Below are 15,529 nucleotides of genomic sequence, written 5' to 3'. Positions count from 1 at the left end.
TGTCACGTCGGGACGCGGCGGAGCTTGGCCAGAGGGCCCCGCTCGCTGTCGTACACGCGCTTGACGCCGTCACCGAGGGCTGCCTCGATGATCCGGATGTCGCGCACGAGGTGCTGCAGGCCGGCGGGTTCGAGGGAGGCGGCATGGTCGGAGCCCCACATCGTGCGATCGAGCGTGATGTGGCGTTCGACGGCGACCGCGCCCAGCGCGACCGCGGCGAGCGAGACCTGCAGGCCGCGTTCGTGACCGGAGTACCCCACGGGCACTCCGGGGAACCGGTCGCGCAATGCGGGGATCATACGCAGGTTGGCCTCGTCGGGCTCCATCGGGTACGTCGAGGTGGCATGAAGCAGCACGAGATCATCGGTGCCCAGGGCGTCGACGGCCGCGCTGATCTGCGCCATGGTCGACATGCCGGTGGACAGGATGACCGGCTTGCCGGTGTCGCGGAGGGCGCCCAGCAGGGCACGGTCGGTGAGGCACGCGGAGGCGACCTTGTGCGCGCCGACGCCCAGGTCTTCCAGGAACGCCACGCTCGGCACATCCCAGGGCGAGGCGAACCACTCCAGTCCTCGCAGGATCGCGTGGTCGGAGATCTCGATGTACTGATCGCGATCGAACTCGACACGGCGCCGGTAGTCGAGGTAGCTCATCGTGCCCCACGGCGTCTCGCGCGGAATGTCGCGCATGTGCTCGGGCGTCGAGATCTCGGGGGTGCGCTTCTGGAACTTCACCGCGTCGACGCCCGCGTCGGCGGCGACGTCGATGAGGCGCTTGGCGATCTCGACATCGCCGTTATGGTTCAGGCCGATCTCGCCGATGATGTAGGCGGGGTGGCCGCCTCCGATGACGCGGGAGCCGATGGTGACGGTCATGGGGTGGTCCTGTTCTCCTGGAGGTAGGGAAGGGATGTCGGGCCGCGGCGGGCGCGGAGCACGCGCTCAGCGAGCTCTCGCACGGCGCCGTCGCCACCGTGGCGGTCGAGGACGACGCGAGCGGCGCTCAGGACGACGGGGTCGGCGTCGCCGACGGCGACGGGCCAGCCCACGATGTCCATCGCGGGCACGTCGTTGACGTCGTTGCCGAGGTAGGCGATGCGAGACAGCGGGATGCGTGCGGCATCGGCCCAGCTGCGGAGCGCCCCAGCCTTGTCGGCGACGCCCTGCACGACCTCGACGCGGAGCTTCCGCGCCCGGGCGCTGACGACCGGGTTCTCCTCGGTCGAGAGGATGAGGAAGGGGATCTGCGCGGCGCGCAGGCGCGCGACGCCCATGCCGTCGGAGCGGCTGACGCGCACCGCCTCGACACCGGACTCGGTGACCGTGACGGTGTCGTCGGTGTGCACGCCGTCGAAGTCGGTGACGACCGCATCGACATCGAGAGGTTCGGGCGCATCGACGAGAGGGGCGAGGGCGCGGGCGAGCTCGAGCTCGGCGAAGGAGTCGATCTCGATCGCGGTGCGCTCGGGCACCGTGGCGATTCCGATGCTGCCGAAGAAGCGGTGCCGGATGGTGCGGAAGCCCCGGGCTCGCATGACGTAGAACGCGCCCGTCTCGAGGTAGTGCGGTTCACGGTCCTGCCGGCGCGGACGGTGATCGGCGCGGTGGTTGATCGCTTCGGCGCAGTCGCCCGTGCCTTTGCGCCAGAGGAAGCCGTACGTCTCGATCGCCGAGAACACGCTGTCGCGGCGGCGCTGCTGCACCAGGCGGATGGCACCGTCGAGGGCTTCGCTGTCGATGAACGGCGAGGTGGCCTGCAGGAACGCCACGACGCCGACGTTGACGTCGCGCGCCTCGAGGTCGTCGAGGGCGTGCAGGATCGCCGACTCGGAGCTCGCGGTGTCGCCCGAGAGGTCGGCGGGGCGCCGGATGACCTCGGCCCCCCACTCTTCCGCCACGGCGGCGATCTCGTCGTCGTCGGTCGAAACGCAGACGCGGTCGATGAGATCGCAGCGCCGGGCTGCCTGAATGGCGCGGCCGATGAGCGGGATGCCTCCGACGCGACGCAGATTCTTGCGGGGAACGCCCTTCGATCCGCCCCGGGCCGGGATGATCGCGACGACGTCGCTCATCGTTCGGCCCCCGCCCGCGTCTGGTCGGTCGGCACCGGTTCACCGTTGATGGTCGAGCCGCTGCCGGCGAGGACGAGGCGGAGAGTGGTCGAGGTCGTCGAGGGAAGGGTGTGCAGCTGCAGCGGTCGGGTCGCGCCGGCGAGGATCAGCTCGACGGGGACGGATGCCTCGGCGACCGCGACACCCGGAACGCGGCGGACGGCGTCGAGCTGTTCGGCGGTCTCGCGCCGGTGCGGGAGGTAGGTCGCAGGTTCGGCGCCGGTCGGCGCGGCCGCGGCGAGTTCGGCGAGCCATCTGAGGTAGGCGTCACGTGTCATCCGTCCGTCGACCGGGCGGGCGCTGCCGAGGATCACGCGGGCGCCGAGATCGACCGGCGCGGAGGCTGTTGCGCGCGTCCAGGCGAACCGGTGCCGCTCGATGGCGAAGCCGCGGTCGGCGAGCGCGGCCGTGCGATCCGGGCCGAGGTCGAAGGCCGTGAACAGGTGCGCGGCACGGGAGCGGGCGCGGCGGGCGATCGCCTCGGCGGCGAACGGCGCGACGAGAGAGGTCAGCCCCTTCTCGGTCACGTGGGGGCGAGCGTAGGGGCGGCGTTGAAGGAGGGTGTCGGCGAAGGGCAGCGCGATAGCGCCGTCGTCGAGGAAGGTGAGGGTGCGAGGACGGAGGATGGCGGCAGCGAGACGGAACTGTCCCGAGAATCCGTCGCCGACGAGCCAGTGCGGATGCTGCGCCAGCAGCTTCCACGGGATGCCGAGGTAGGGATCCATCTCACCGAACCGCGCCCCGCGCGCGAGGAGGAGGTCGGCCGTCTCCGACATCTGCGGCGTCAGACGGCCCGCGACCGGGATGGTGGTGCGATGTGCGGCCGCCCACTCGGCGGCGCCGATCAGTTGCAGGGGTGACTCCACCCACGCCAGCACGGCGTCTCGGTTCATGCCACCTCCCAGAGCGTCCAGCGTCGAGCGCTCAGGTGAACGGTGGGGACTCCCCGGGGGGTCGGTCGGTCGACGAGCAGGTGAACGTCCGGTGCCGGTGTCGGGTGTGGATAACTCCGAGGGTGCGCGCGGACGCCCACTACGGTGGTGTCCGTGAAAAGCCGGGTCGGATCAGAGGCACGAAGCACGGTGAGGGGTGTCGCGGGTGTGACGCTCAGCCTCGTCTCGGTGTTCGTGCTCGTGACGGGGTGCGCACCGCAGCCCGAGCCGGTGGAGTCTCAGGGGCCCTTCGCGACAGAGGAAGAGGCCTTCGCCGCCGCCGAGGAGACGTACCGCAACTACGTCGAGGCACTGAATGCCGTCGACCTGAGCGATCCCGAGACCTTCGAGCCCGTCTACGAATGGACGACCGGCGCCGCAAACGCCACTGAACGCGAGAGTCTCACGCAGCTGGCGGCCAAAGGATGGCGCAAGACGGGAGATTCCCTACTCGTCAGTTTCGCGCCCGTTTCCTCCTCAACTGACCCCCCAGCCGCCGTGGCGGCGTTGGCATGCGTCGATGTCTCAGCAGTCGACGTTGTTGATGCGTCCGGCTCCACTGTCGTCCCCGAAACTCGTCCGGACCGCTATGCGGTTGAGCTCGAATTCGAGAGTTCGGGGACAACTGACACAGGTCTGACCGTATCGAAGAGCACTGCGGTGGAGAGCGCTGAATGCGCTGGCTGACGATTGGCACAGTCTCACTTAGCGCGCTGCTGGGCATCGTCGCTCCTGCGTCAGAAGGGTGCGCTGGCTCGAACATGTGGACGCATTGCGAAGTGGGCAACACCGGCACCGAGGTCAACGTCGGCGCGAGCACGGGCTCGGGCGGCGCCGGTGGGCAGTTCGGCGAGGGTCCCCGCGGAGGTGGATCCGAGAGTGCGGACGTCGCCGATCCCGTCGAACCCGATTGCGTCGTCGAACTGCGGCGCTGCGACATCGACTATCAGGTCGAGGCTCCTCCCGAGGTGACGATCGAGGATCTCGCCTCATTCCGTCCGGCGGTGCCGCTCCTCGGCGGTGAACCATCCGGGTTCGGTGTGGTCGGGATGCCGACGAATGTGTACGCATCCGCGAGCGCGCAGGAGATCCCCGGCGAGATCCTCGGCTGGGATGTGGTCGTCCGGTTCGAGCCGGCGGCGTACGTCTTCTCCTATGGCGACGGCACGACCGTGCGGTCCTCCTCGGGCGGGTCGTCGTGGTCGGCCCTCGGGCAGCCGCAGTTCACTCCGACCGCAACCAGCCATGTCTACGCCGAGCGTGGGGTGTACCCGGTGGCGGTGACGGTTGAGTACACCGCCGCCGTCACCTTCGGATCGACGTGGCGCCCCGTTCCCGGGGTCGTCACCTCTTCGGCCGGAGGCTACGAGGTCGACGTCCGCGAGGTGCGAACGGCACTGGTCGACCGGACGTGCCGTGAGGACCCGGCCGGTCCGGGCTGTTGATCCCGCGCGAGCGGGCTCGGTCGACGTGACAGGATGTGCGCATGCCGGATCGCCTGATGCTGCTCGACTCCGCGTCTCTGTACTTCCGCGTGTTCTACGGCGTGCCCGACACGGTCAAGGCACCCGACGGCGCGCCGGTGAACGCCGTACGTGGTTTCCTCGACATCATCGCCAAGCTGGTCATGACGTACGAGCCGACGCGACTGGTGGCCTGCTGGGATGATGACTGGCGCCCGCAGTGGCGTGTCGATCTGATTCCCTCCTATAAAGCGCATCGCGTCGCCGAGATCGTCGCGGGCGGGCACGATGTCGAAGTGGTGCCCGATCCGCTCGAAGCACAGGTGCCGATGATCCGCCAGACGCTCGAGGCGCTGCGGATTCCCATCGCCGGGGCATCCGACTACGAAGCGGACGACGTCATCGGCACGCTGGCGACGACTGCGACGGTGCCGGTCGACATCGTGACCGGTGACCGCGACCTTTTTCAACTCGTGGACGACGAACGCGACGTTCGCGTCATCTACACGGCCCGCGGAATGAGCAATCTCGAAGTGGTCACCGGCGAGGTGGTGGAGAAGAAGTACGGGGTTCGACCCGACCAGTACGCCGACTTCTCCACGCTGCGCGGCGACACCTCGGACGGCCTTCCCGGCGTGAGCGGCGTGGGAGAGAAGACCGCGGCGAGCCTCCTGTCGCAGCACGGCGACCTCGCGGGGATCATCGCAGCGGCCGAGGCCGGCGAGGGGATGTCTGCGGGTGTGCGGTCCAAGATCCTGGCCGCGCTCCCCTACCTCGAGGTGGCTCCGCGGGTCGTCGGTGTGGCGCGCGATCTCGATCTCACGGTGACCGGTGACGACCTGACTCCCCTCGATTCCACTGCCACGGCGACCGCGCGCGAGCTCGCCGAGCGCTGGGCGCTGGGTGGTTCGATGGATCGCGTCCTTGCGGCGATCGGTGTTGCAGGCGCGTAGCTGCCTTCACATCACCGTCGAGGCGGGCGGCCAGGCAGACCACGGTCCGGAGATGCTCTGGAGGGCGTCCAGCGCCGTCTGAGCGTCTTCTCGCGACATGCCCTGCGCTCGGAATTCCCCGGATGAACGGCCGTCCGGCGACTCGAATGCGAAAGCGAGCCAGGGGTCTCCCTCCCGGAAAGAGATCGCTTCCCTGTAGTGACCGTTCACCACCGCACGCACCAGTCGTTCGAGTTCATTCGCCTCGTGTTCCCACGTCGAGTCGCAGGCATCACAGCCACACACCGGGTAGGCGAAGTCATGAAGGAGACCCGCATGGACATGCACGCCCGGATGGTCGTGGAAGATGAAGGTCAGCGCGGCACACGAAGCATCGACGGGCCGAAGCCGCACCCCCTTCACGACGTCCGGCGGCGAACCGTGCCACCTGTTGCCATAGTCGATGACGCGACCGTCCCGGTCTCGGAAGGTCTGTGTCGCGAAGGACGGGCGCACGTACATCATCTCGGCCACCCGTCCTCGGGTCGCGCCGCGTCGCCCCGCATCCTCTTCACCCCGCGAGCGTCGAGCTCGCTGAGGATCCGCCCGACGAACTCGGCGACCTCCCGCGATGACGACGCCGCCGGCCGCCGCACGTCACGTCGGCGGCGAGCGCCGATCTCGCCTCGGCCCGGTCGATGTGGCCGGGCACCGCGAACGCGAGGACGTCGAAGTTCCTCTCCTCGTACCGCGGGATCGCTGCGCGGATCCGACCGATATCCGGGTCGTCGCTGGTGACGTGCAGATATGCACGCAGCTCGGGATCGAACCCCGTGCCGCCGACGTAGGCCACGGCGTTCGTCGCGACGTCGATCCAGACGTAGATCCAGGAGCCGGACGGTTGCACGCGCCCCGCGCGGACGCGGACCTCGCGTACGCGGTCGGTGCTCATCGGCCCACGCTATCCGACACAACCGAGCGGGAACGCTGTGCAGGAGACACCGCGACGTCACTGCGCCGGTAGACAGCCGCCGTCGAGAATGAGCCCGCCGACCTCGATCTGCACCGTCTGAGCGGAGATCTCCCCGTAGAAGCACCCGCCGGCCACGCCCAGCGCCCCGAACAGGAGATCGTCCGCGTCGCCTCGCGTCTGCACGTCCGTCAACCCCGCGTCCCGCAGCGTCGCGACGACCGATTCCGGGGTGACCGCCCCGTCGCTTCGCAGCGCGTCCAACGCCACGACGACCTCCGGAAGCAGCTCACGGTTCGCCGCGACAGCCTCGTCCGAGAGCGGCATGCGCTCCCGATAGCCGTCGTTGGCGGCCATCGCGTCGTCGGGGTCATAAGGAGCACAGTCGGGCGGAAGCTCGACCCCCGGCACGGCAGGACACGCCGCCGTCGGCGTCGGACTGCCCGCCCCGGATCGACCCGCGACATGCTCTCCCGCGTCGGCACACCCGGCGACGGCGGTCATCACGCACCCCAGGACGACCGCCAGGACGGCGGCATCAGCCAGACGTCGATGCCGCGTCATCCTCGTCCGCCCTTCGTCCCTCCCCGCGGCCCGCTCCGCATGGAGGCGACGCTAGCCCCGATCAGCACCGTGGAATAGACCCCCACGAGAGCCAGCACGAGCACGAGCGCCGGCGTCCAGCTGCCGGTGAGGTCGTGCAGCAGGCCGAAGAGGGGCCCGCCGGCGGCGGCGACGACGTACCCGCCGCCCTGCACGAAAGCCGAGAGGCCCGCCGCTTCGTTGTCGCTGCGCGCCACGGCGACCAGCACCGAGAAGATCACGACGAACCCGCCCGCATGCCCGATGGCGCCGATCGCGAGCCACAGGCCGAGCAGCTCCGGCGCGGCGAGCAGTCCGATGCCCAGCACGACCCACGACACGCAGATGACCACCGGTGGCACCAACCGCGGCGTCCACCGGGCGAGGAACGGGACCACGAACGCTCCCAGGATCCCCGCCCCCTGGTAGATCGACGCGATCACCCCGGCCGTGTCCGGCCCGACCCCGAGTTCATCGGAGGCGATCGCGGGCATCCAGGTCGACAGACCGTAGTACAGAAAGCTCTGCAACCCGAACGACGCCACGAGCAGCCAGGTGACGGGCCGGCGCATCATCGACCTCTCCTCGCGCCGAGAGGCGACGACCGGCAGCGGTCCGGTGATCGTGGCGGGGTCGATGTCGAGAGCGGATGCCCCGCCGGAGCCGTCGCGCCCAGGTGTCACGTCTCCGGAGTAACGCTCCGCGTCTTCGCCCTGTCGCCGCGACCGCGCGAGATGCGCACCCCAGAGCACGATGCCCGCGATCGTGATGAGCGACCACGACAGCAGCGCCCACGGCCAGCCGATGAGCGACGCCAGCGGTGCGGTCAAGGACGACGTCATGAGCGACCCGACGTTCATCGTCGCCGCATATCCGGCGGTGACGACCGCGACCCGCTCGGGCGGCACGTCGCGCCGGATGATCACCGGGATCACGACGTTCCCGATGGTGATCGATGCTCCGATCACCACCATCCCGGCGAGCATGAAGCCGAAATCGGGCACGGCGCGGATGACCGTGCCCAGGAGCACGCCCGACAGCGAGACGAGGAGGGCCATCTCGGCACCCGTGCGGCGGACGAAGATCGCCGCGAGCGGGGTGAGGAGCGCGAACATGAGCACGGGCGCGGTGGTGAGGAGCCCGGCGGTCGCGCCGGTGATGCCGAGGTCGGCCTCGATGTCGCGCAGCACCGGTGTCGGCGAGACGATGGGTCCGCGCAGGCTCAGAGCGGCGGTGAGGACACCGGCGATAACGAACCAGGGGAAGGAGCGATTCACCGCCGGGCGCCTGTCCACTCCCGGAGCTTCTCCAGCGGCCACGTTGTCACGATCCGTTCCGCGGGGACCCCGACCTTCTCGGCACGTTCGGCGCCGTAGTCCAGCAGCGACAGCTGTCCGGGCGCGTGGGCATCGGAATCGATGGAGAACAGGCAGCCGGCATCGAGCGCGATCGCGATGAGGTCGTCGGGCGGATCCTGGCGCTCGGGGCGGGAGTTGATCTCCACCGCCACCCCGTGTGCTGCGCAGGCCTCGAACACGGCGTGCGCGTCGAACTCCGACGGCGGACGCGTCCCTCGCGATCCCTCGACCAGCCGTCCCGTGACGTGCCCGAGCACGTCGACGCGACCGCTCGAGACCGCCGCCACTATCCGCCGCGTCATGGGACCGCGCTCCATGCGCAGGTGAGAATGCACCGACGCGACGACCACGTCGAGCTCGTGGAGCAGGTCGTCCTGCTGATCCAGACCGCCGTCGTCGAGGATGTCGACCTCGATGCCGGTGAGGACGGTGACACCGCCGGGAGAAAGCGACCGGATGACCCCCAGCTGTTCGCGGAGGCGCTCGGCCGACAGGCCGTTCGCCACGCGCAGACGCGGCGAATGATCGGTCAGCGCGAAGTACTCGTGCCCCAGGTCGTTCGCCGCGGCGACCATCAGGTCGATGGAGGTGAGTCCGTCCGACCACTCGCTGTGCGCATGCAGGTCTCCCCGCAGGAGGGGACGCAGCGCAGACATGCGCTCTCCCCCGGCCTTGGCGCGCAGATCGCTCAGATACTGCGGGACCCGGCCCGCCAGCGCCTCCTGGATCACGGCGAAGGTCGAGTCGCCGATGCCCTTCCGCCGCTTCAGCGCGGCGGTGTCGCGCAGCTGTGCGTCGTCGAGGTCGGCGATGGCGTCCGCCGCCGTCCGGAAGGCCTTGGACTTGTACCGAGACGACCGCTCGCGTTCGAGGAGTCGCGCGATCTCGGTCAGCGCGTCGTGCGGGTTCATGCCCCCGCGAGCGCCTGCGACGTGGTGACCCACTCGTCGAGCTTGCGGGCGGCCGCCCCGTCGTCGATGGTCGCGGCAGCGACATCCCGGGCCTCCGCCAGCCGCTCGAGGATCGGGCGACCCGCCTGGCCGGGATCGCGGAAGAGCCCGTAGGCGACGATGCCTGCAGCGGCGTTGAGCAGCACGATGTCGCGCACCGGACCTCTCTCGCCGTCGAACACGCGGCGCACGACGGCGGCGTTCTCCTCGGGCTGACCACCGAGCAGGTCATCGATGTCGGCGAGCGGAATGCCGAGATCGCGCGGATCCAGGTCGTGCTCGTGCACGTCGCCGAGGCTGATCTCCCACAACCGGCTGTGACCGGTGGTGGTGAGCTCGTCCAATCCGTCGTCGCCGCGGAAGACCAGCGCGGTCGCGCCTCGCGTGCGGAAGACACCGGTGATGAGGGGGACACGGTCGAGGTTCGCCACACCCACGGCGTTCGCCTCGGCGCGTGCGGGGTTGCACAGCGGCCCGAGGAAGTTGAACACCGTCGGGACGCCGAGCTCTCGCCGCACCGGACCGGCGTGGCGGAATCCGGGGTGGAACGCGGTGGCGAAGGCGAAGGTGATGCCCGCGCGGGAGAGGCTCTCGGCCACGGCCGCGGGATCGAGGGTGAGATCGATGCCGAGGGCCGAGAGCACGTCGGAGGATCCCGACGACGAGCTGGCGGCCTTGTTGCCGTGCTTGACGACGGGGATTCCGGATGCCGCGGCGACGACGGCAGCCATGGTCGAGACGTTGACCGTGCCGAACCTGTCGCCGCCGGTGCCGACGATGTCGAGGACCTCGGCCGGCACGTCGAGGGGCACCGCGGCCTCGAGGATCGCGTCGCGGAACCCGACGATCTCGTCGACCGTCTCGCCCTTCGCGCGCAGGGCGGTGAGGAAGCCGCCGATCTGCGCGGGGGTCGCGTCGCCCGTCATGATCTGACGCATCGCCCAGGTGGATTCGGACACGCTGAGGTCGCGTCGATCCAACAGGCTCGTCAGCACACTCGGCCATGAAGAGAGCTCCGCCATGGCCATCAGCCTACTGTCGACCGCCGTCGAGCCATTTCCTGGGCTTCTGTGAGGGGAACCTCAGCGATCACGCAGCCCCAGGATTGGTTCGACGGTGAGAGATCCACCCGATCCGTTGGGCGATCGACGGCCCGATCTCAGACATAATGGGGAGCGTGACGACCACCCCTGCCACATACTCCCAGGCCATGCGGTCCGTCAAGCGACCCGATCCGGTCGCCGTCGGAACGATCGTCTGGCTCGGTTCGGAGGTGATGTTCTTCGCGGGACTGTTCGCGATCTACTTCACCCTCCGCAGCACCTCGCCCGAGCTCTGGGCCGACCGCACCGAGCTGCTGAACGTGCCGTATGCGACCGTGAACACGATCATCCTGGTGCTGTCATCGGTGACATGCCAGATGGGTGTCTTCGCCGCTGAGCGCGCACAGCCGTACACGGTGAAGTCGAACCGCTTCTGGAACCGCTGGGGCATGGTCGAGTGGTTCTGGCTCACCTTCGCGCTCGGCGCGATCTTCGTGTCGGGTCAGGTGTGGGAGTACGCCCAGCTCGTCTACGAAGGCATGACGATCGATTCCGACTCGTACGCCTCGGCCTTCTACCTCACCACCGGGTTCCACGCCCTGCACGTCACAGGTGGTCTCATCGCCTTCCTCCTCGTCATCGGCCGTGCCTACGCGGTCCGCAACTTCGGGCGCAAGGAAGAGACCTCGGCGATCGTCGTGTCGTACTACTGGCACTTCGTCGACGTCGTCTGGATCGCCCTCTTCCTCGTCATCTACTTCCTCAAGTGAGAGCGGAGCTGAACCCCGACATGGCACGCAAGAAATCACACCGCGCGACCGGTCGCCGCAGCCCCTGGGCCGCCGCAGCCCTCATCGGCATCGGCCTGCTGATCACCGGCGGCGTCTACGCCGGCGCCTCCGCGGCCGTCGCGGCCACCGACGACGGTGGCTCGACGCAGGAGCTCACGGTCGAAGACGGTGAACTGCTGTTCCAGGCCAACTGCGCCACCTGCCACGGCCTGGACCTCCAGGGCTCCGAGGCCGGCCCGTCGCTCTACGGCGTCGGCGAGCTGTCGGTCCACTTCCAGGTCAGCACCGGACGCATGCCGCTGCAGGCGCAGGGTCCGCAGGCCCCGCAGAAGCCGGTGCAGTTCACCGAGGCGCAGACCCAGGCTCTCGCCGAGTACGTCCAGTCGGTCGCGCCCGGTCCCGAGTTCCCGGCCGAGGAGGTCCTCGACGGTCAGGGCGACGCGTCCCACGGTGGCGAGCTGTTCCGCATCAACTGCGCGATGTGCCACAACGTCGCCGGCGCGGGCGGCGCGCTGACCGAAGGCAAGTACGCTCCGGCGCTGGACGGCACGTCGCCGCTGAACATCTACGCCGCGATGGTGACCGGCCCGCAGAACATGCCGGTGTTCAACAACATGAACCTCTCCCTCGAGGAGAAGCGGGACATCATCACCTACCTGCTCTACATACAGGAAAACCGGTCCCCCGGTGGGTTCGAGCTCGGTTCGCTGGGCCCGGTCTCCGAGGGTCTGTTCATCTGGATCTTCGGCATCGGTTCGCTGATCGCCATCACCGTGTGGGTCACGGCGAAATCCAACTGACCCGACACGACACAGCAACGAGGAGCACCATGGCACACGAGGACGACGCGCTCGCCCACGAGAGGGCTTCTTGGCAGCCCTCGAGCGGTCTTGCCGTGGCCGTCAAGGATCCGGTGAAAGCACCGGCCCCGCCGCCCCACCGCGAGCGGATGACGGACAAGGATCCCGCCGCGATGAAGCGGGCGGTCCGCACGGTCTACACCCTGTTCTACCTGTCGGTCGCCGGCAGCATCGCAGCGATCGTGGCGTACTTCGCGTTCCCGATCGAGAGTGGCCGCCTGACCGACATCCGGTACAACAACCTCTTCATCGGTCTGGGGATCGCCCTGGCGCTCCTTGCCATCGGCATCGCCGCCATCCACTGGTCCAAGGCGATCATGGCCGACAAGGAGCATGTCGAGCCCCGCCACGCCACCCGTGGCAAGGACACGACCCGAGCCGCGGTCGTGGAATCGTTCCGCACGGCGAACGAGGAGTCCGGCTTCGGCCGCCGCGCGCTGATCCGCAACGGCCTGTTCGCGGCGCTGGTCGCCTCGATCCTCCCGGGCATCACGCTGTTCCGCGGTCTCGCTCCGTTCAACTCGACCGAGAACCCGATCGCCGGAAACCCCGTCGCCCTTCTGGAGCACACCATGTGGGGGGAGGGCATGCGTCTCGCCCTCGATCCCACCGGTGAGCCCATCCGGGCCGCCGACGTCACGCTCGGCTCCGCCTTCCACGTCATCCCCGAACCCCTCGCCGAGCTGTCGCACGAAGAGGGCTACCTCGAGGAGAAGGCCAAGGCGATCGTCCTCCTCATGCGCCTGCGCCCCGAGGACCTCCCCGCCGAGACCAACCGTCTGGACTGGACCTACGACGGGATCGTGGCCTACTCCAAGGTCTGCACGCACGTCGGCTGCCCCGTCGCTCTTTACGAGCAGCTGACCCACCACCTGCTGTGCCCGTGCCACCAGTCGCAGTTCGACGTGGCCAACGGCGCACGGGTGATCTTCGGCCCGGCCGCTCGGCCGCTGCCGCAGCTACCGATCACGGTGGACGACGAGGGCTACCTCGTGGCCCAGAGTGACTTCACCGAACCCGTTGGCCCGAGCTTCTGGGAGCGCCGATGAGCACCGGGAACCACCCCACAGAGAACGTGACCCTCGAGCCGGCCATGACGGACGGAACCCAGGGCACGACCGACGGCAAGCCGCTGGGAGGCCGATTCGTCGGCTGGGCGGCCAACTACGTCGATGAGCGCACGAGCGTCTCCGGCCTCGTCAAAGAGCTGGGTCGCAAGATCTTCCCCGACCACTGGTCGTTCATGCTCGGTGAGATCGCGCTGTGGAGCTTCGTCGTCGTCCTCATCTCGGGGACGTTCCTGACGTTCTTCTTCGACGCGTCCATGGTCGAGACCCACTACACCGGGTCGTGGCTGCCGATGCGCGGCATCGAGATGTCGGCTGCCATGGCTTCGACGCTCGAGATCTCGTTCGATATCCGAGGCGGCCTCCTGGTCCGCCAGATCCACCACTGGGCTGCGCTGGTCTTCATCGCCGGCATCGGTGTGCACATGCTCCGCGTGTTCTTCACCGGCGCGTTCCGCAAGCCCCGCGAGCTCAACTGGGTCATCGGCTTCGTGCTGTTCGTCCTCGCGATGGGCGAGGGCTTCACGGGCTACTCGCTCCCCGACGACGTGCTGTCGGGCAACGGCCTCCGCATCATCGACGGAATGATCAAGGGCATCCCCCTGATCGGCACGTGGACCTCGTTCCTGCTCTTCGGCGGCGAGTTCCCGGGCACCGCCATCGTCGGTCGCCTCTACGCGCTGCACATCCTGCTGCTGCCCGCCATCCTGGTCGCGCTGCTCGTCGCGCACCTGATGCTGATGATCATCAACAAGCACACGCAGTTCGCCGGCCCTGGCCGCACGAACGACAACGTCGTGGGCTACCCGATGATGCCGGTCTACATGTCCAAGATGGGCGGCTTCTTCTTCATCACGTTCGGCGTGATCGTGCTGGTCGCGTCACTGTTCACGATCAACCCGATCTGGAACTACGGCCCGTACGACCCGTCGCCGGTGTCGGCGGGAACCCAGCCGGACTGGTACATCGGCTTCGCCGACGGGATGCTGCGTCTGATTCCGCCGCACCTGGAGACGGTCTTCCTCGACCGCACCTGGTCGTGGAACATCATCATCCCGATCACGATCCTCGGCCTCTTCCTCGTCGTGGTAGCCCTCTACCCCTTCATCGAAGCGTGGATCACGGGCGACAAGCGCGAGCACCACATCGCCCAGCGTCCCCGCAACGCGGCGACCCGCACCGCCATCGGCGCGGCCGGTGTCACCTTCTACGCGGTGATGTGGGCGGCAGCGTCCTCCGACCTGATCGCAACCCACTTCTGGCTCACCATGGAGGGTGTCATCCACACCCTGCAGGTCGCGCTCATCCTCGGCCCGATCATCGCCTACTTCGTCACCAAGCGCATCTGCATCGCGCTGCAGAAGAAGGACCGCGAGATCCTCCTTCACGGCTACGAGTCGGGCCGCATCGTGCGCCTCCCGGGCGGCGAGTACATCGAGGTCCACCAGCCGGTCGACGAGTACGAGCGCTGGAAGCTCATCGAGACCGACGTGTACGAGCCCCTCGTGGTGCGTCCGAACGCGAAGGGCCGCATCCCGTGGCACCAGAACGTGCGCGCGTCGATCTCTCGGTGGTTCTTCGAGGACCGCCTCACCCCGCTCACGCAGACGGAACTCGACGCGGCGCTGGAGCACCAGCACCACACGCTCGACCACGTCGCCAGCGAGAAGGACGCCGAGCTGCAGGGCGCCCACGAGCGCGCCGGAGTCCCCGACGCCCCGCATGTGCCCATCGACGACGGCAACCGCTCGGAGACGGCGGTGCGTCCCTCGAACGTCATCGTCGCCGAGGAGACCCGTCCCCCGAACCGCGACAAAGACTGATCCGTTCATGATGAAGGGCCCTGCACTCCCCCGGGAGGGCAGGGCCCTTCATCATGTCGACCCTCGGGTTGCGGGTGCGTCCGCGCGGCCCCTGTTCGCGTCACCCCGGTGGGCGCATCTCGCGAATCGGCAGGAAACCACCGGTCGGTGACCGACACGCGGATCGCGACGTCGATCGTCCGCCCCTACGGTGGGCTCATGATCGACGCTGCCTCGTATTTCGCCGCCAAGCTCGCCTACGAGACCGACGCCTCCGACGTGTACGCCGCGCAGCGCGCGGGCGAGGACGTCGTGCTCCTCGACGTGCGCAGCGACGAAGCGTGGCGGCAGGGGCGCATCACGGGCGCCCGGCACCTCCCCTATCGCGACATCCCCACACGGGCGCCTCGGGAGCTGGCGGGGGGGGGAGAGGTCGTCGTCTACTGCTGGAGCCCCGGCTGCAACGCCGGCACCAAGGCGGCGGCCGCCCTTGCCGGCCTCGGCATCGCGGTGCGGGAGATGATCGGCGGGTACGAGTACTGGGTCAGGGAGGGACAGCCCACCGAGAACGACGAAGGCCCCCTCCCCCGCACGTTCGACCCGACCGTCATGGTCGTGCGGTCGGAGACGACCGCGGCCGGATGACCGGCGCTCTGCGAGACGCGATTG

At 68.8% G+C, this 15,529-nt stretch carries 17 protein-coding genes; 8 read left to right on the top strand and 9 right to left on the bottom strand.

Going from position 1 to position 15,529, the window contains the following annotated elements; translation table 11 throughout:
• Positions 1-2 precede the first annotated feature (2 nt).
• The 3 genes from DT073_RS08815 to DT073_RS08805 are packed head-to-tail and all read right to left on the bottom strand — an operon-like array spanning position 3 to position 3,003.
• Positions 3-875 (bottom strand): N-acetylneuraminate synthase family protein, encoded by an 873-nt coding sequence (locus DT073_RS08815; protein ID WP_124293051.1) that lies wholly within the window; start codon positions 873-875, stop codon positions 3-5.
• Positions 872-2,071 (bottom strand): acylneuraminate cytidylyltransferase, encoded by a 1,200-nt coding sequence (locus DT073_RS08810; protein ID WP_124293050.1) that lies wholly within the window; start codon positions 2,069-2,071, stop codon positions 872-874. Before DT073_RS08810 ends, DT073_RS08815 begins: the two co-directional genes overlap by 4 nt.
• Positions 2,068-3,003 carry a hypothetical protein gene (locus tag DT073_RS08805; protein ID WP_124293049.1) on the bottom strand — a complete coding sequence of 312 codons (936 nt, stop codon included), beginning with the start codon at positions 3,001-3,003 and terminating at the stop codon, positions 2,068-2,070. Before DT073_RS08805 ends, DT073_RS08810 begins: the two co-directional genes overlap by 4 nt.
• 207 nt (positions 3,004-3,210) lie before the next feature.
• On the opposite strand from DT073_RS08805, the gene DT073_RS08800 reads away from it, so the two are divergent.
• The 3 genes from DT073_RS08800 (at position 3,211) to DT073_RS08790 (ending at position 5,458) form a co-directional block, all read left to right on the top strand.
• On the top strand, positions 3,211-3,729 hold the full coding sequence (locus DT073_RS08800) for a hypothetical protein (protein WP_124293048.1): 519 nt from the start codon (positions 3,211-3,213) through the stop codon (positions 3,727-3,729).
• A 92-nt stretch (positions 3,730-3,821) separates the two neighbouring features.
• Complete coding sequence (locus tag DT073_RS08795; RefSeq protein WP_124293047.1) at positions 3,822-4,487, top strand: hypothetical protein; 666 nt, start codon at positions 3,822-3,824, stop codon at positions 4,485-4,487.
• 41 nt (positions 4,488-4,528) lie between these two features.
• On the top strand, positions 4,529-5,458 hold the full coding sequence (locus tag DT073_RS08790) for a 5'-3' exonuclease (RefSeq protein ID WP_124293046.1): 930 nt from the start codon (positions 4,529-4,531) through the stop codon (positions 5,456-5,458).
• Between the two features lie 6 nt (positions 5,459-5,464).
• On the opposite strand, the gene DT073_RS08785 is transcribed toward DT073_RS08790, so the two are convergent.
• The 6 genes from DT073_RS08785 to trpD are packed head-to-tail and all read right to left on the bottom strand — an operon-like array spanning position 5,465 to position 10,319.
• A complete protein-coding gene (locus DT073_RS08785; protein WP_124294435.1) occupies positions 5,465-5,962 on the bottom strand; it encodes a DUF6226 family protein in 498 nt (165 codons plus the stop codon).
• Positions 5,963-6,008: 46 nt separating this feature from the next.
• The gene (locus tag DT073_RS08780) at positions 6,009-6,389 is read right to left on the bottom strand and encodes a hypothetical protein (RefSeq protein ID WP_124293045.1); all 381 of its coding nucleotides are present in this window, start codon (positions 6,387-6,389) and stop codon (positions 6,009-6,011) included.
• 57 nt (positions 6,390-6,446) lie between these two features.
• The gene (locus DT073_RS08775) at positions 6,447-6,971 is read right to left on the bottom strand and encodes a hypothetical protein (RefSeq protein ID WP_124293044.1); all 525 of its coding nucleotides are present in this window, start codon (positions 6,969-6,971) and stop codon (positions 6,447-6,449) included.
• Positions 6,968-8,284 (bottom strand): MFS transporter, encoded by a 1,317-nt coding sequence (locus DT073_RS08770; RefSeq protein WP_164478172.1) that lies wholly within the window; start codon positions 8,282-8,284, stop codon positions 6,968-6,970. The genes DT073_RS08775 and DT073_RS08770 overlap by 4 nt, the downstream gene beginning before the upstream one ends.
• Positions 8,263-9,258, bottom strand: a complete 996-nt coding sequence (locus tag DT073_RS08765; RefSeq protein ID WP_124293042.1) for a PHP domain-containing protein — start codon at positions 9,256-9,258, stop codon at positions 8,263-8,265. Before DT073_RS08765 ends, DT073_RS08770 begins: the two co-directional genes overlap by 22 nt.
• The gene (gene trpD, locus DT073_RS08760; RefSeq protein WP_124293041.1) at positions 9,255-10,319 is read right to left on the bottom strand and encodes an anthranilate phosphoribosyltransferase; all 1,065 of its coding nucleotides are present in this window, start codon (positions 10,317-10,319) and stop codon (positions 9,255-9,257) included. Before trpD ends, DT073_RS08765 begins: the two co-directional genes overlap by 4 nt.
• A gap of 146 nt (positions 10,320-10,465) precedes the next feature.
• On the opposite strand from trpD, the gene ctaE reads away from it, so the two are divergent.
• The 5 genes from ctaE (at position 10,466) to DT073_RS08735 (ending at position 15,505) form a co-directional block, all read left to right on the top strand.
• A complete protein-coding gene (ctaE, locus tag DT073_RS08755) occupies positions 10,466-11,110 on the top strand; it encodes an aa3-type cytochrome oxidase subunit III (protein ID WP_124293040.1) in 645 nt (214 codons plus the stop codon).
• 20 nt (positions 11,111-11,130) lie between these two features.
• Positions 11,131-11,931: a cytochrome bc1 complex diheme cytochrome c subunit gene (gene qcrC, locus DT073_RS08750; protein WP_124294434.1), complete on the top strand. Its 801-nt coding sequence runs from the start codon at positions 11,131-11,133 to the stop codon at positions 11,929-11,931.
• Between the two features lie 29 nt (positions 11,932-11,960).
• A complete protein-coding gene (gene qcrA, locus DT073_RS08745; protein ID WP_124293039.1) occupies positions 11,961-13,040 on the top strand; it encodes a cytochrome bc1 complex Rieske iron-sulfur subunit in 1,080 nt (359 codons plus the stop codon).
• 44 nt (positions 13,041-13,084) lie between these two features.
• Positions 13,085-14,881: a cytochrome bc1 complex cytochrome b subunit gene (gene qcrB, locus DT073_RS08740; protein WP_124294433.1), complete on the top strand. Its 1,797-nt coding sequence runs from the start codon at positions 13,085-13,087 to the stop codon at positions 14,879-14,881.
• Positions 14,882-15,079: 198 nt separating this feature from the next.
• Complete coding sequence (locus tag DT073_RS08735; protein WP_124293038.1) at positions 15,080-15,505, top strand: rhodanese-like domain-containing protein; 426 nt, start codon at positions 15,080-15,082, stop codon at positions 15,503-15,505.
• Positions 15,506-15,529: the final 24 nt, after the last annotated feature.

The sequence above is a fragment of the Microbacterium sp. ABRD28 genome, from assembly GCF_003850245.1.
Classification (GTDB): Bacteria; Actinomycetota; Actinomycetes; order Actinomycetales; family Microbacteriaceae; genus Microbacterium.
Note: the sequence above shows the minus strand (reverse complement) of the source record. Positions and strands in the feature narration are given on the sequence as shown.

What these genes read in the sequence shown, in the direction of transcription:
- DT073_RS08815 (WP_124293051.1), bottom strand. Translation starts at nt 875, where the DNA reads ATGACCGTCACCATCGGCTCCCGCGTCATCGGAGGCGGCCACCCCGCC.
- DT073_RS08810 (WP_124293050.1), bottom strand. Translation starts at nt 2,071, where the DNA reads ATGAGCGACGTCGTCGCGATCATCCCGGCCCGGGGCGGATCGAAGGGC.
- DT073_RS08805 (WP_124293049.1), bottom strand. Translation starts at nt 3,003, where the DNA reads ATGAACCGAGACGCCGTGCTGGCGTGGGTGGAGTCACCCCTGCAACTG.
- DT073_RS08790 (WP_124293046.1), top strand. Translation starts at nt 4,529, where the DNA reads ATGCCGGATCGCCTGATGCTGCTCGACTCCGCGTCTCTGTACTTCCGC.
- DT073_RS08785 (WP_124294435.1), bottom strand. Translation starts at nt 5,962, where the DNA reads ATGATGTACGTGCGCCCGTCCTTCGCGACACAGACCTTCCGAGACCGG.
- DT073_RS08780 (WP_124293045.1), bottom strand. Translation starts at nt 6,389, where the DNA reads ATGAGCACCGACCGCGTACGCGAGGTCCGCGTCCGCGCGGGGCGCGTG.
- DT073_RS08775 (WP_124293044.1), bottom strand. Translation starts at nt 6,971, where the DNA reads ATGACGCGGCATCGACGTCTGGCTGATGCCGCCGTCCTGGCGGTCGTC.
- DT073_RS08765 (WP_124293042.1), bottom strand. Translation starts at nt 9,258, where the DNA reads ATGAACCCGCACGACGCGCTGACCGAGATCGCGCGACTCCTCGAACGC.
- trpD (WP_124293041.1), bottom strand. Translation starts at nt 10,319, where the DNA reads ATGGCGGAGCTCTCTTCATGGCCGAGTGTGCTGACGAGCCTGTTGGAT.
- ctaE (WP_124293040.1), top strand. Translation starts at nt 10,466, where the DNA reads ATGGGGAGCGTGACGACCACCCCTGCCACATACTCCCAGGCCATGCGG.
- qcrC (WP_124294434.1), top strand. Translation starts at nt 11,131, where the DNA reads ATGGCACGCAAGAAATCACACCGCGCGACCGGTCGCCGCAGCCCCTGG.
- qcrA (WP_124293039.1), top strand. Translation starts at nt 11,961, where the DNA reads ATGGCACACGAGGACGACGCGCTCGCCCACGAGAGGGCTTCTTGGCAG.
- qcrB (WP_124294433.1), top strand. Translation starts at nt 13,085, where the DNA reads ATGACGGACGGAACCCAGGGCACGACCGACGGCAAGCCGCTGGGAGGC.
- DT073_RS08735 (WP_124293038.1), top strand. Translation starts at nt 15,080, where the DNA reads ATGATCGACGCTGCCTCGTATTTCGCCGCCAAGCTCGCCTACGAGACC.